Source organism: Bacillus sp. TE8-1, assembly GCF_008368855.1.
Lineage (GTDB): Bacteria > Bacillota > Bacilli > Bacillales > Bacillaceae_G > Bacillus_A > Bacillus_A cereus.
Map to the genome: position 1 here is coordinate 18,467 of NZ_QPET01000011.1, position 14,320 is coordinate 32,786.

A 14,320-nucleotide genomic window follows, 5' to 3' on the forward strand; every position below is an offset into this window, starting at 1 on the left:
TTTCTACCTCAAACTTAATTCGACACGGAAACATAAATTCCTTTTATAATAGAAAAAAAGCTTGGCAAGCGCCAAGCTTTCTCCTTATAATTCTTTACCTTCTACTGGCAGTACATTTTTCACAGCTGCAACTACTTTCTCATCTTCTGAATCAGATAAGAAGATTGATATAGCACCTTTATCTTCACTTGTACGAATTAAACGCCCAATTCCTTGACGAAGTCGTAAAATCATATATGGTACATCTACATCCCAGAATGGATCATTTACGTGCTTACGTTTCGCTTCAAACACAGGATCGTTTGGAGGGAATGGTAATGACCAAATAATAACGTGTGATAATGATGAACCAGGAATATCTAAACCTTCCCATAAATGAACCGCACAAAGTACAGTCTCTTCTTCATTTTGGAAACGAGAAACGAGCTGGCTAATTTCCTGATCTCCTTCATATAAGAACGGAACCGACATTTGCTCCTTACTTACATACTCTTTGAACGCTGCAAGCTCTTGCGTTGTACGGAATAATACAAGCGTACGTCCATTTGTTTTTTGTATATTTTCAAGTGTATATTGACACTTTCTTTCCCATTCATTTTCTTTCGTATGCGATAGTAAGTTTACTGCCATTTGCTCTTCGTAATCAAACGGTGAAGCAACTGAGAATGATAAGTAATCTTTTACCCCTAGGCTATTAGCTGTAAACGCGAATGAATCATTGTTCGATAATGTCGCAGAAGAGAAAATATACGGTATTTTCTTCGAGAACACTTTCTCTTGTAATACTTCTTCAACTGCACGCGGCATAATCACTAATGTGAAGGCACCATCACCTTCTTCACCCCAAGTAATTACATTTTTCTCGTGCATGAACAGACGAAGTGAATGTTCTAATACATCTAAATGCTCATCAACAATATTTAAATCATACGTGTTTACTGTATGCATTTCACTTTCGAATACTAATGCATCTCCAACTTCACCGATTTTTGCATAAAGTCGTTTCGCTTCAGCTGTTACTTTTTCTGTCACAGTAATTTCTAAACGATCAGAACCGGCAATTTCTTTTTTGTTTTCTTGTAACACATCAAAGAATCGCTCTGTTTGCCAAATTGTTTCTTCTACTAAATGTGCAAACTCCTCACGAATATCGTTTTGTAGCAATCTCGTTAAAAGTTGCTCCATCATTGTTTGCTTTAAACGGTATGTTAAAGCTTTTTGAGCTGCATATTCTACAAGATGTCCTTCATCGAATACAACGCAGCTACTTTCTGGTAATAACGGAATTTGCCCTTCACGCTTACGAGCATCGTACGTCCAAATATGATCCATATAGAAATCTTGAGAACAAATAATTAAATCTGCTGCTTTACGATAATGTTCACGAGAAAGAGTTTGTCCACAACGATGACGAGAATCACAAGTAAAGCAATCTTGGAAGTAATCCCAATTTACTTTTGACCATTCTTCGTCATTTAAAAGCGGAAATTCTTTTCTGTCACCATAGTGAGTAAAGTTTTGCATCGTACCATGATCGAATACAAACTGTGGTAACTCATAATATACGTCTTCAATTACTTCTGGAGCTCGTCCACTCATAACATCTTCAAGTTTACGTAAGCATAAATAATTATCCATTGATTTTGCAAGCCTTACATCAACAGATAGCCCTAATGCTTCAGATAACTTAGCGATGTCCCCTTCTTCTTTCACAAGCTGCTCAATTAACGTTTCATCTGCACAAGCAATAATAGCTGGTTTCCCAGTATAACGCGCGTAACAAATTGCATATAGAAGATATACAATTGTTTTCCCTGTTCCTACACCAGCTTCTGCGAACATAACTTTCTTTTCTTGGAAAGCGCGTTCTAACTGAAACGCCATAAAAATTTGTTCATCACGCTCTTCAAAGCCTTTTTCCGGAAGGATGTCGTAAAACACATCTCCAATCCACTCATTCAACTTATCATAAAAATTATCTTGTTTTCCTACTTCAAATGGTAATCTCTTCTCAGTAAACATCCTTAGCCTCCAACCAAAAAGTTTTTCTATAAAAAGATAATAGCAACTGCTACGCATATGTATGCATTTGCTTTCCCCTGTTGCAATACATAGAAATTCACGAAAAAAAATTTTCCTTTCGAAAAAGGAAAATTTTCTTCTATATTAATGACTTTAAATACCGTTTATCAATCGCTGTTTCATGTGAAAGAGCTGACAAATATTCTTCTTGTGCTTTTTGTATTTCATCTACAATCGCACCTTGACTATCCACTTCTTTTCCGAGCTCATCATACGTACGGTGAATAGCTTTTTGAATCATTGATAATTGAAAATTATCCATATGACTTCCTCCTTTACGCATTACATAATAGCCAGTATATGCGCGCTGGAGGAGTTTTATACTATGAATTACGCGGTGGACGTTTTCCGAAGTATTGGTAGTAATCTGCCACCAAAACAAACTCATAAACCTAGTAATTTAAAGGTTTCCTCTAATTTCTTTTTTCCGAATCATTTGTTACTACTTCCATAATAATATGTCTAGAAAAAAAATACAATGGATTTATGTATTAGACACATCGTTTTATCTTAACATAATTAGATAACATCTTCAATAATTTATTATATCCTAATTATGAGATGACTATTTGATTCAAAACTGGACAATCTCATCGCTTCTCATTAATCATCTGTATTAGCAAAAAGAAATCGCATGATACTAAAGAAAAATAAGAAGACAAAAAACCAGCAAAATACCCTGCTGTCACTAGCAAATTTGTATATTTCACATTAACATCTAATACATTCAAATAACCCAAAATAAGTAAATAGAAAGTAGATAAATTCACGCTCAATTCTGTTATATACCTTATCACATACCATCTTTCTCCATTTAACTTATAACAAGTAAGTTTCTCCCAATAAAAATGATATATAAGAAGTAAAAAAACTGATATTATCCCTCCTAATATCACTAAGTAGGCTAAAAAGTTCATTATCATTACAAATACTAACAGGACCTTCTTTAAATATTGATGAGCCATCAATCCCATAAATTGATTATTTAAATCTACAAAAAAATTATAATCAAAACTTTTAATAAAAAACAAAAAGGTCAACAATAAAAAAAGAATTACTTGTATTTTCTGTAATGAAATTTCTTTAAATTCCTTTATACTACGAATTGCTTGTGTTTCAAGTGCCATCTATTTACCTCAATTCTTAAACTTGTATTTTACAAAAATCACAGTATTTATACCCCTATATTTCTTACTAAATTCAACAATAACTTCCGGTTATTCGACATCTATTAATTTAGATATAAAATTCATCAATTATAACTTCTCCTTTTCAAAAAAGAATTCTTTTTTACACTAGCACACTAATCTCACTATTTTATTAACCTGCCAAAATACCAATAAAAACAAAAACTATAACAATAATTATAATTATAATTAAAACCACACCACATCCAACTATATCCATGGTTTGCCCTTTATTAAATTGCTCTTTCCTTCTTTTATACTCTTCTGCATCATATTCCATGTTAATGAATTCACTGTTTCCAGAACGTTTATTTTCTGCTACTTGTTGCAAAAGTTTGGTGTACAATTTAATATCACATTCTATCAAATCTACATATCCATTATGATATCTAATTATTACATGAAATGTAGAATCATTCTTTGCAGACAAAGCCCCTGCTAACGCTCCTGCACCACCTAATGCAATATTCCCAATAACGCCACGAACTACAGCACTTTGCACATTTTTCACACTATCTTCACTAACAATTTCAAGCATTGAAATATTCTGTTTCCATTTTTTTGTATCAATATTTATCAATTCACTTTTTACTTTTTGCCCAATGATTAATTCTTGATTACGCCAATTTAATGTATATCCTTCTTTTAGTATCTGCCCTGTTACCGTCACCCCTGTAAATGGTTCTAAATTCCCCATCCCTACGCCCTCTTTCCTTTAATAAAATTTGCACTTTACTAATAAAAATACCATATTTTTCCATACACATAAACTTCCTATTATGTACTATTTAAAACGATTTTATATTACCCTTAACAAAAAACAGAAAATTCAGTTTTTTGTTGAAAAACAATTAAGTATAATATCTATTATATTCTATTCTTGCTATCATTATTTATAAGAATCTATAAAATCCAAAGGAGGATATCATGAACGTTCAAACAAAGGGGAATGAACAGATTACAAAGTTATTAGATAACTGGTATATAGAAATTCGAAAAAGAAATTTAAATAATGCAAAGCAACTAAAAAAGGAACTCGATAAAAACATTACCAGTGTAAAAGACGATAAAAATGTACTTTTATACCACTCTTTATTGAACTTCCGTTATCAATACTTGATGGACAGTTTAAGTATTGGCAAAGATAGTTTTAAAGAAATAGAATCTTTTGATATACCAACAGATGAACCTTTATTATATTATTACCATTTTTTCAAGGCAATGCACTCAAACATAACTGGTGATTATAATTTGGCAAAAGAACATTATGAAAAAGCCGAAATTAAATTAAAACAAATCCCAGATCAACTTGAACAAGCAGAATTTTATTTTAAACTTTCTACCTTCAGTTGCCATAACCAACAATATGTTTTAGCACTTAAACAGGTTTCTAAGGCAAAAGAAATTTTTTCTAAATACAATGGTTATGAATTAAACATTGGTTACTGTAATAATCTTTATGGATTAGCATGTATACATTTGAAAGAATATGAATTAGCAGAAGAATGTCTTATCTCTGCATTGGATATATTCCAAAAACAAAACGAAGAACAAGCAACCTTATACGTTCGACATAACTTAGGTTTTATGTATGCAAATCAAAACCTTTCAGAATTAGCAATTCGCTATTTATCCGAAGTAACTGAAAAAATGCCAGCAAACTATAGAGCGATTTTAATTGAAGCATGTGAACATGCAAAAATTAATAATAAAGAAAAAGCATTAGAACTTTTAAAAACAGGTTTAGAAATCAGTTTAAAATTAAAAAATGAGGAATACCAACATCGCTTTAATATCTTACTAACGATAAACAATGAGGTTTCTGGAGAACAATTAGAATCAATAATACTAGCAGGAATGCTCTATTTTGAAAAAGAAAACCTATACGAGTACATTAATGAATATAATGAAAAATTAGCAGTGAAATTTTATCATGAAGGCAATCATTTAAAGGCAAGTAAATACTTCTATCTAAGTTCAAATGCAAGAGAAAAAATTCATGATAAGGGGGCGTTAAAATGAAAAAAGTAATAATTAGTTTAACGGGAATTATGACTGCACTAACATTAACATTTGGTGTACTGGATTCTAAAGATACACATGAAACAATTTATACTGTAAAACAAATGTCGGATGGTCATACTGGTGGTTAATAGGTTGAATTAAAAGGGTGGTTGTAAAATAGATAACCACCCTTTTTTATTTTCATACTTCTTTAAAATCTTTAATTAAATAATTTATTTTGCTTAAAATATCTTTTAAAGTTCATTTAAAACATTTTTATTATGTAAAAGAAGGGCAAAGCCCCACCGAACGAAGTGAGGTACTGAGCCGAAGGCGAATCAAAGAGCGTTAGCGACCTTCCTTTTATACTATCTATTCTTTTTACTATCTATTTTCTATACCTATCACTTTTTGTCCATTTTTGAGACACTTTTTGATATAAGTTTATCAGAAAATGTCACCTTATTTCTCATTTTCGGACAAAAAGTGATATCCCATCGCATTTTAAACAAGTAATTTAATATTCCAAAATGTCCAAGAGGGTATCCTTAATTGCAATTTGGTACTTTTGAGACATGATAAATCTCATTGTTATCAAGGGGTTTGAGGATTCTCTAATTTGCCAACTTTATATATTAAAACGAATTACGAAAACGAAAATCAAAAAGATTCACGACTCAAAAAAACGCCCTCCTAAATTTTGAAGTGAACCCGAATAGTGGTACATGAAAAAGGATGGATATTCCAATCGGACCATTATGGAGCAGTTTGGAATTAAAAATGTTTCCCAAATTAAGACGTGGATGAAGTGGTATCGTACCGGTCAAACGTACCGTTTTCAACAACCTGTAGGAAAACAATATTCTTATGGAAAAGGGCCAAAAGAGTTAAATGAATTGGAACAGCTACGGTTAGAAAATAAACAGTTAAAAACAAAATTACTGATATGGGGAAAGTATCTGGAAATCGAAAGGAATTAAACCCGGAAACTGTAGTTACTTTATGGACCGATTTCAAAACAAAACTAACGGTAAAAGAATTATGTAATGTATTAGAATTACCCTGGTCTACATTTTATCGTTGGTTACAACGAACAGTGGACCTAAGAGATGAGATAGAAGAGAAAATAAAGGATGTTTGTCTTCGGCATAAATTACGATATGGGTACCGAAGAGTGACCGCAACTCTTCGGAAAATGGGGCTGTGTGTATGGAATAGTAGCAACGGTTCTTTTCTTCCCATAAGTCATAATTGTCCTATTCCTCATGTCAATATCAGGCCACTTTAAATTAACTAATTCTTCTCTCCTAAGCCCTGTAGAAATCAATAGGACTATTACCATTTGATTTCTCATTAAAGCATAATTTGTCCCTTTATAATGCCCTCTATCAAAGTGTTCAAGAATACTCTTTACTTACTCATCTGTTAAAACATCTGTTATGGTATCTTCTTTACTAAATTTTATTTTTTTGAATGGGTTTTCTTCGACTATCCCTTCTTCTAGGTACTTAAAATACACCTTTAATGTTCGATTCTTTTCATTTATTGTAGATATACTATTTTTCAACTCATGCTTACAATAAATGAAAAACTCTTTTGCAACTTTTGACGTAACTTTATCAGTGTCAAATATCCCTTTATTTACCCAAAAGGACTCAAATCTTTTCAAAATTTCTTTATAAGATTTCAAAGTATGTTTACTTAAATTACGTAATTCCCTATCATCTAAAAATTCTTGCATTACAATTTTATACAACAAAAAACCTCACCCTTTCTTCCTTTTGGAAAAAAGAATGAGGTTTATTTATTGGGCTAATATTTAATAACTTGTTCTAAGCGAACCAATTATGTTTTAGCCCTTCAAATGCCTTTATACTATGAATTACGCGGTGGACGTTTTCCGAAGTATTGGTAGTAATCTGTACGGATAAATCCGTTAAACAGTTTACGCTTCTTCGACGCATCTTTTCCATAACACTTCTCAAATGCTTCGTAGCTTGTTAATACATACGCTGACCATGTATCTAACGGGCGGAATACTTGTCCCATTTCTTTATACAGTTGTTCAACGAGTGCTTTTTCACTTAAACGTTCTCCGTATGGAGGATTCGTTACAACGTAGCCATAATCCTCTTTTGTTGTGAAATCTTTTACTTGCATTTGTTTAAATGTAATTAAATCGCCTAAGCCTACTTCTTCTGCGTTATCTTGAGCAACTCGAATCATACGATGATCAATATCTGATCCAATGATTTGTAATCGTTGATCATAGTTCGCTAAATCTTCAGCTTCTTGACGAGCTTCACGCCAGTTTTGTTTACCTACCCAGCCCCACTCGTCAGATGCGAAACCACGGTTAAATCCTGGTGCAATGTTTTGTCCAATTAATGCTGCTTCAATCGGAATTGTACCTGATCCACAGAATGGATCAACAAATGGACGATCTGGCTTCCAGTTTGTTAATTTAATTAAAGACGCAGCTAATGTTTCTTTTAACGGAGCTTCCCCTTGATCCATACGGTATCCACGTTTATGAAGTCCAACACCGCTCGCATCAATTGTTAATGTTGCAATATCCTTGAGCATTGCAATCTCAATACGGAATAACGGACCATCTTCTTCAAACCAAGTTGTACGTTTATATGTTGTTTTTAATTTTTCAACGACAGCTTTTTTAACGATACGTTGGCAATCCGAAACACTGAATAATTCAGATTTTAAAGATTTACCGATAACAGGGAATTCGCCATTCTCTGGAATATAATCTCCCCAGTTTAATGCTTTCGTTTTTTCAAATAGCTCATCAAATGTCGTTGCTTTAAATTCGCCAACTTTAATTTTTACACGGTCTGCAGTACGTAACCATAAATTCGTACGACAAATCGCCTTTTCATCTGCTTCAAATGTTACTTTGCTGTTTTCTACTTGACATTCATAACCAAGATCGCGAACTTCTCGGGCAACTAACGCTTCAATACCCATTGCCGCTGTTGCAATTAAAGTAACTTTTCCCATTTGCATTCACCTCTTATGTATATTCAAACAATAATTAATAGCAATTGGTCCTATTAATTATTACATTTTACGAAAAATATTCTCATTAACCATTTTAACTCATACTTTATAACTTCATACAAATAAAAAGCCCTCCTCTAACAAAGGAGAGCTGAGTTATTTCATAGTTGGTTCATAACGTTCTGTAAGCCATGTTCTGTTCCTTTGTACTACAAACGGCCCACGCCTCGTACTCCGGTGGCAATCATCTATCTACAGGTTATAAAACCTGTCCTTTCCCGTCGTTCATTTCCTTGGAAAAGATTCCCCTACCATTATTTGGGTTTCTCGCTCGTGGGGTTTACCTCGTTCCACTCCTATCATTTCTTCAAGGACTTCGTCACTGTGGCACTTTAAAGGTAGTCAAACCATATCCGAAAGGACTTAGGTTTTTTCCCTGCCGTTAAACCAGCCTTACAGCCAGAATACCCTAGCTTATGAATTGGCTAGGCACGAACACTACAGCCATCTCAGGCCGTGCGAGCATGGACTTTCCTCTACAACGTTGGCGTTGCAGCGATTACCCAAACGTTATGACATCCATTAGTATAGTGGAAACAAAAAGATTTTGCAACGTTTTTTTCTATGTAAAATGCTTAAACCTTTTCCCACCTTACATCATTCGTATAACTTACTTCCAAATACAGCTTTTTCTAAGTTAGATAAGCGTTTTAAAATATCCGTATTCGTGTTGTTATAAACCGGTTGTGCCACTGGTGTTTGTACAGGTTGTTGTGGAACTTGCGTTACTGCTAGTTTTTGTTCCTCTAATTCACGCTTTAAACGAGCATTTTGTTGCTTTAATTGCTCAAACTCTTTGTGGAAAGCTTCATAGTCTTTAATGATCATATCAAGAAACTTGTCTACTTCTTCTTGCTGATAACCTCTCATACCTGTTTTAAATTCTTTTTCTAAAATATCTTTCGCTGTTAATTTAATTTTATCCGAAATCATTTTCTTCACCTCAAATTTTTACCAAAACTTTCATTAACTAAATTTTTTCAGAAACAATGCTTTTTGTCAATCATATATACGAGTACTATATTACATATTACTCTGCATTATTCCACTGTTCCTCTTCTATTATATCTTGTAAATCAGAAAAAAGAATGAAATAACTGTGATAATTTTCTATTTCCCCTTTTTTCTTTGCTGATTCTACAATATATTTGGGACTTCCTGGTTTTTCTTCATCGTATACCGCTAAAAGCGCATCACTTTTTTCAATAAAAAATTGATTTTTTAATTTAAATTGCTCTGGGCTTTCATACTTCCGTTTCGTGATACTATCAACATGGTCTGCTTGAGAAAGAATAAATTCGTAATATTCACGATTATCTTCTTTCCAATTTTCTTCTTGTTCTAAAAACGGAGTGAATACCGCTAATTTTAAATCAGGATATTCTACTTGCATTTCAAAAACAACTTCAGCAGCCCATAATTCTACACCTAATTGGCCGCTTATTATAACCCATTCTAAACCATCTTCTACAAAAGTGAGTAATTTACGGTGTAATGCTTTCTTTATACACTCTACTCCTGGATGATCATTTTTAAATATTCCAAGTTCAAATGGCTTATATCCTGTTACTGCAATAACTTTCATATCAACACTCCAATTACAAAAAAAGAACTAGCATTTCGCTAGTTCTAACATATCATTTACTTTTTAAATATTCCACCAACGTTTGGTCCGATATTTGGACCTACTGGTGATACATTGTTTGGTAAAAACGGTGATACATTTGGTCCTGGTCCAAACGGTGATACATTCGGTCCTGGCCCAAATGGAGATATTTGATGACCGTGGTGGTGATGATGATGACCATGGCCACACGGTCCACATCCGCCACCGAATCCTGGGTCGATTGGGTCCACAACATTTACATTTGAATTTGTTTGCGGGAAGAAGTTTTGGTTTTTAATTTGTTGATGATGTACATGTGTTGTATGTGTTGGGAAAATGTGTGGCACCACCGTTGTTGAAAAAGAGTGTGTTACGCATTGTTTCGTCGGATGAATGACAGGAGCAGTCGTACAAATAGGTCCTGTAGGCTTATGCCCTCCAAAGCAAGGATGACAATGATGCATAGTTTTTTCTCTCCTCTCTCGTTAAAAAAATCTGATTACACTTTACAGTATGAGAAAAGAGAGAAAGCCGTTTGTTATATATACCCATTTATTACAAGGAAATTTGTCTAGTCCTTTATTTCATTTATATTGTTTTTATAGACAATCCTTCAACATCACTTACCAAAAAAGCCTCCAACTTGCTTTACAATACCTGTCACTTGATTCATCGCATTCATCATTTGTCCAGCTGTATTCATCATTTTATTTACATCATAGTTACCATCTGATGTTTTAAATTGAGAAACAAAACTAGAAAACTGACTTGGCTGTTGTTGCTTTTGCTTACCCTGCGTCGGGTACGGTTGTTTTGGTGGATAAAACATCGCTTGTTGATTAGCATACGGCGATGGTGGTGGCATATAATATTGCGAATTCATATAAGGCTGCTGCTGTGGTTGATTCATGTATGGTTGCTGAGCTTGTGATTGTTGAGCTTGATTCACATAAGGTTGCTGCTGTTGTGGTTGTTGAGCTTGATTCACATAAGGTTGCTGCTGTTGTGGTTGTTGAGCTTGATTCATAAAGGACACTTCAAACGGTTGATAATAATTTTGATTTCCATAATGAGGCTCGAAAGGATACATATTATACCGTAAATATGTATCCGTATTATATTGGTACATATTTTGCTGTGCATATGGATTCGTTTGCTGATATAAGTTAGGTTGTTGAAACATGCATTCTCTCCTCCTTCACATAAGTTTCTACATATATAATATGTACCTATAAAATAATATGTGTGATGGAGTATCTGTCTATTTTTGTCGGAAGTTTAAATTTTTAAAAAATTAAAAAAGAAAACCCTTCCATGCTATGATAATAAAGAAGAAGATTCTCATGGGGGAGGAATCAACATGGTATTAGGGGATTTAAAACAAGCGTTTTCTCAAAAAAAGGGGTATTGCACAGAGAATGCAAATGAATTATTAGACTTTGCGAGACATTGGTATCTCGAAGGAAAAATATGCATATCAGATTATCGAACATTAATAAAAGAATTAGAAATAAACGGCGCAACAAAACCTACAACAATGACAGAAGCATAAAAATAACAAGAGGGCTCTCCCTCTTGTTATTTACATTGCTCAACTATATTTTGCAAAGTATACGAAATGGCTTGGTGTGTTTCAAAGAATCGTTTACCTTTACCTTTATTTACAAAGCATTGCAACACATTCGTTTGTAAATTATCATATACTTGATCAATTTGCTGTACATGTATATATTTTGGCTTTTCTTCTTTAATCCACTTATAAGCTAATTCTTTCCACTTCTTTAATTCCTCATCTACCATATCTACAAACGGTTTCATATCCTTATAAAAGTCGTATTCGGTTAGTTCTCTCTTTTTTACATTCGCTTCATTATTATACTGCATGAGTTTTTCTGAAGACTGTATTAATGCTTCATTCTTCATTTCTTTCCCACCTTATTATGCACTCACTACGACGTTTTGAAATGTCTTTACCCAATTCCCTTTCTCTTCGTGATGCACTAATTTATTTTCCATATGTTCAATATGCATTTCTGTTATTTCTATCTTATTGCATATTTTTTCACTCGCATCCTTTAATGCATGATTCATTCTAATCCCTATATTCATTTCCAGCAAATCGAGAGAACTTAACATTTGATCCATTTTTTTCATTACATCTTCCTTCTGAACCATCGCCATATACAAAACGCCTCCTTCTTTGCTTTTCCTTTGTCATGTAATTTCGCCGAATGATTCACCACTCCTGCCCACATGACAAAACTAGTTGTTATTCGTCAAAGAAATCATTTCGTATGTCATTTATAGAAATGGTAACAATACAAAAAGGAGGTGTATTACAATGGCAAAGAACAAAAATGAAAAAAAGAAAAACCAAAACAAACAACAAAATAAACCCGAGACTGGCAATCCAAAGCTAGATGGTCCAAACTTCCCTGCTACATAAAGCGAGACTTTATTACGAACAGTTAAATTTCAAGTCACCCTTAATCTCCTACTAGCATTACGTTTTGAGATTAAAGTTGTAGCACACATAGCAGGATTGTTTCAAATTAAGAAGTCCCGTCTTCAAAATGGAAGACGGGACTTCTTTTTTATTATATCATGAACTCATCCATCCTTTTAGCAAAACGATTTGCGATAGATAGCCTATAGATTTGTTCTCTCTTTCTTCTATACCATTCTGTTATATTAACTTCCCCTTTAGGTTCTTCAGGTACAAATAGCACATTCATTTTCATATTTGCACAAAACCAATCTCTCATTTTTATTTCTTCATGTAAAATAACAGGATAAATATCTCTAAGTGTTGGCGTATAAGACTTTCGAGTTTCCTTTGCGTAAACTTCATAATCTTCTCTAGACCCAGTATGTGTAGTTTGCAATGCAAACTTATAAAACGAACCATTATAAATTGGATGAAACAATAACCATGCTAATTTTTTTCCTAGTTCTATACGCTGTTGTAACGTTTCAAATTGATAAACCGAAAATCCATACATTCTCCCTTCAATTGTTGGGAAGATAACTGCACTAATATGAAGTCTTTCTTGTACTTTAAAAAGTGCAGTATGGAATACATGTTTTTTAAAATATGTGTTCTCAATGACTGGTTTTTGAATTTTATTTTGTTCATTTATAATAAGCGCTGTCATAAGCCTATTCATATCTCTTCTTTCCCAGAAAAGTAACCATTCTTTTTCCATAAAAATTGATACGTTGAAATATTGCAACAAATGAAAGAGAGGTGCACGTCTCTTCTTACTTTCCTCATACAATAATAGCTGAGGAAATGCATCTAAAAAAATAATCCAATTAGCCTGTTCGTACAGAATAAATAAATGTTTTTTTACCGTTCTAGGTAAAACAGTAGCATAATATCTCCCTTCTAAATCAGTCATATTCCAGCCCGCATTTCTCGAAACCATACTCGCTAAAAAGGCCCACCTGATTTCACTATTTCTTACATAATATTCTTGATAAGATTGTGTCCGAGAAATATTGTCCACATTAGCTATTTCTGTTTTCTTTTTAATATTGTGAATGATTGCTTTTTCTTCCTCTGTACAAAAATTTTTTTCTCGATTTTGTTTCATTTTCATATAATCATTCCATGTAAACATAAATAAGTCATCATACCTTTCATCAAAAAGGTCACATCTTTTTTCATTTTTTGATATAATCACCTTTGTAAGTAATTCTTAGCAAGTTGGGGGTGGACACACTATGACCATTCGTTACCCAAATGGAAAAAGGTATAATCAAGCTTCACAACCTCAAAAAACACCTATAAAAACACATACTTATAGTAATAGAGGTATGTCCCTTGAAGAGGAATTGAATGAAACAAATCAATATTACTTAACCCATAATATTGCATGTGTACATAAAAAGCCTACACCTCTTCAAATTGTAAAAGTAGATTACCCCGCTCGAAGTGCTGCAGTGGTAAAAGAAGCGTATTTTAAACAACCTTCTACAACAGATTACAACGGTGTATACAAAGGGAAATACATCGATTTTGAAGCAAAGGAAACAAAAAATAAAACTAGTTTCCCACTTCAAAACTTCCACCTTCATCAAATTGAACATATGAAGCAAGTGGTTGCTCATAATGGAATTGCATTTGTTATTATTAAATTTACACTTTTTGATGAATTTTATTTACTAGATGCAAAACATATTATTGCATTTTGGAATCGTCAAAATACTGGTGGACGCAAGTCGATTACGAAAGAAGAAATAGAAGAGCATGGATCCTTATTATCATGCGGTTATCACCCTCGGATTGACTATATCCGTGTACTAGACATGGTTTATTTTTCGTGATAGAGTCATCACTAAGGCTCTTTTTTCGACTTTTGGG

The 14,320-nt window shown here is 33.3% G+C and carries 19 protein-coding genes, 1 other RNA gene and 1 pseudogene; 6 read left to right on the forward strand and 15 right to left on the reverse strand.

The features are described 5' to 3' along the window. Positions 1-84: 84 nt before the first annotated feature. The 4 genes from DN404_RS08320 to DN404_RS08335 all read right to left on the reverse strand — a co-directional run bounded on the left by DN404_RS08320 (position 85) and on the right by DN404_RS08335 (position 3,966). Positions 85-2,022, reverse strand: coding sequence for an ATP-dependent DNA helicase (locus DN404_RS08320; protein WP_000493700.1), 1,938 nt, complete (start codon positions 2,020-2,022; stop codon positions 85-87). Positions 2,023-2,161: 139 nt separating this feature from the next. Then, complete coding sequence (locus DN404_RS08325) at positions 2,162-2,344, reverse strand: DUF3921 domain-containing protein (RefSeq protein ID WP_000368570.1); 183 nt, start codon at positions 2,342-2,344, stop codon at positions 2,162-2,164. A 328-nt stretch (positions 2,345-2,672) separates the two neighbouring features. Continuing rightward, positions 2,673-3,209 carry a hypothetical protein gene (locus DN404_RS08330; protein WP_255445030.1) on the reverse strand — a complete coding sequence of 179 codons (537 nt, stop codon included), beginning with the start codon at positions 3,207-3,209 and terminating at the stop codon, positions 2,673-2,675. Between the two features lie 193 nt (positions 3,210-3,402). Then, positions 3,403-3,966 carry a hypothetical protein gene (locus tag DN404_RS08335; RefSeq protein ID WP_149214970.1) on the reverse strand — a complete coding sequence of 188 codons (564 nt, stop codon included), beginning with the start codon at positions 3,964-3,966 and terminating at the stop codon, positions 3,403-3,405. Positions 3,967-4,196: 230 nt separating this feature from the next. Here DN404_RS08335 and DN404_RS08340 point away from each other — a divergent pair, with 230 nt between their 5' ends. The 3 genes and pseudogenes from DN404_RS08340 to DN404_RS08345 form a co-directional block, all read left to right on the forward strand. After that, entirely contained in the window at positions 4,197-5,291 is a 1,095-nt protein-coding gene (locus DN404_RS08340; protein WP_001102770.1) for a Rap family tetratricopeptide repeat protein, read from the forward strand. Beyond that, a complete protein-coding gene (locus DN404_RS30920; protein WP_013141855.1) occupies positions 5,288-5,422 on the forward strand; it encodes a hypothetical protein in 135 nt (44 codons plus the stop codon). Before DN404_RS08340 ends, DN404_RS30920 begins: the two co-directional genes overlap by 4 nt. Positions 5,423-5,998: 576 nt before the next feature. After that, positions 5,999-6,483: pseudogene (locus DN404_RS08345) on the forward strand (IS3 family transposase); the annotation flags it as partial. Here the strand turns inward: DN404_RS08345 and DN404_RS08350 are convergent. The 8 genes from DN404_RS08350 to DN404_RS08385 form a co-directional block, all read right to left on the reverse strand. Continuing rightward, positions 6,427-6,627: a tyrosine-type recombinase/integrase gene (locus DN404_RS08350; RefSeq protein ID WP_071732564.1), complete on the reverse strand. Its 201-nt coding sequence runs from the start codon at positions 6,625-6,627 to the stop codon at positions 6,427-6,429. The pseudogene DN404_RS08345 and the gene DN404_RS08350 overlap by 57 nt on opposite strands. A 60-nt stretch (positions 6,628-6,687) precedes the next feature. Further along, complete coding sequence (locus DN404_RS08355) at positions 6,688-7,029, reverse strand: phage integrase SAM-like domain-containing protein (protein WP_255445031.1); 342 nt, start codon at positions 7,027-7,029, stop codon at positions 6,688-6,690. Between the two features lie 119 nt (positions 7,030-7,148). Further along, positions 7,149-8,288, reverse strand: a complete 1,140-nt coding sequence (locus tag DN404_RS08360; protein ID WP_000521224.1) for a THUMP domain-containing class I SAM-dependent RNA methyltransferase — start codon at positions 8,286-8,288, stop codon at positions 7,149-7,151. Positions 8,289-8,468: 180 nt separating this feature from the next. Further along, an RNA gene (rnpB, locus tag DN404_RS08365) (RNase P RNA component class B) lies at positions 8,469-8,859 on the reverse strand. A gap of 86 nt (positions 8,860-8,945) precedes the next feature. Continuing rightward, positions 8,946-9,281 carry a cell division regulator GpsB gene (gene gpsB, locus DN404_RS08370; protein ID WP_000622431.1) on the reverse strand — a complete coding sequence of 112 codons (336 nt, stop codon included), beginning with the start codon at positions 9,279-9,281 and terminating at the stop codon, positions 8,946-8,948. Positions 9,282-9,378: 97 nt separating this feature from the next. Continuing rightward, a complete protein-coding gene (locus DN404_RS08375; protein WP_000862910.1) occupies positions 9,379-9,933 on the reverse strand; it encodes an SLOG family protein in 555 nt (184 codons plus the stop codon). 56 nt (positions 9,934-9,989) lie between these two features. Continuing rightward, positions 9,990-10,418: a CotD family spore coat protein gene (locus tag DN404_RS08380; RefSeq protein WP_000546270.1), complete on the reverse strand. Its 429-nt coding sequence runs from the start codon at positions 10,416-10,418 to the stop codon at positions 9,990-9,992. A 155-nt stretch (positions 10,419-10,573) separates the two neighbouring features. Then, positions 10,574-11,137, reverse strand: coding sequence for a YppG family protein (locus tag DN404_RS08385; RefSeq protein ID WP_149214971.1), 564 nt, complete (start codon positions 11,135-11,137; stop codon positions 10,574-10,576). Between the two features lie 177 nt (positions 11,138-11,314). Here DN404_RS08385 and DN404_RS08390 point away from each other — a divergent pair, with 177 nt between their 5' ends. Then, positions 11,315-11,506, forward strand: a complete 192-nt coding sequence (locus DN404_RS08390; protein ID WP_000242652.1) for a YppF family protein — start codon at positions 11,315-11,317, stop codon at positions 11,504-11,506. Between the two features lie 26 nt (positions 11,507-11,532). Here DN404_RS08390 and DN404_RS08395 read toward each other — a convergent pair whose 3' ends face one another. Together DN404_RS08395 and DN404_RS08400 are read right to left on the reverse strand one after the other, a co-directional pair. Further along, the gene (locus DN404_RS08395) at positions 11,533-11,877 is read right to left on the reverse strand and encodes a YppE family protein (protein WP_000786939.1); all 345 of its coding nucleotides are present in this window, start codon (positions 11,875-11,877) and stop codon (positions 11,533-11,535) included. A 15-nt stretch (positions 11,878-11,892) separates the two neighbouring features. Further along, positions 11,893-12,135 carry a hypothetical protein gene (locus tag DN404_RS08400; RefSeq protein ID WP_001252036.1) on the reverse strand — a complete coding sequence of 81 codons (243 nt, stop codon included), beginning with the start codon at positions 12,133-12,135 and terminating at the stop codon, positions 11,893-11,895. A gap of 85 nt (positions 12,136-12,220) precedes the next feature. On the opposite strand from DN404_RS08400, the gene DN404_RS31305 reads away from it, so the two are divergent. Further along, positions 12,221-12,400 (forward strand): hypothetical protein, encoded by a 180-nt coding sequence (locus DN404_RS31305; RefSeq protein ID WP_001987054.1) that lies wholly within the window; start codon positions 12,221-12,223, stop codon positions 12,398-12,400. Between the two features lie 151 nt (positions 12,401-12,551). Here DN404_RS31305 and DN404_RS08405 read toward each other — a convergent pair whose 3' ends face one another. Next, the gene (locus tag DN404_RS08405) at positions 12,552-13,577 is read right to left on the reverse strand and encodes a DUF2515 domain-containing protein (protein ID WP_042866562.1); all 1,026 of its coding nucleotides are present in this window, start codon (positions 13,575-13,577) and stop codon (positions 12,552-12,554) included. Positions 13,578-13,680: 103 nt separating this feature from the next. Here DN404_RS08405 and recU point away from each other — a divergent pair, with 103 nt between their 5' ends. Continuing rightward, positions 13,681-14,283 carry a Holliday junction resolvase RecU gene (gene recU / locus DN404_RS08410; RefSeq protein WP_000155598.1) on the forward strand — a complete coding sequence of 201 codons (603 nt, stop codon included), beginning with the start codon at positions 13,681-13,683 and terminating at the stop codon, positions 14,281-14,283. Positions 14,284-14,320: the final 37 nt, after the last annotated feature.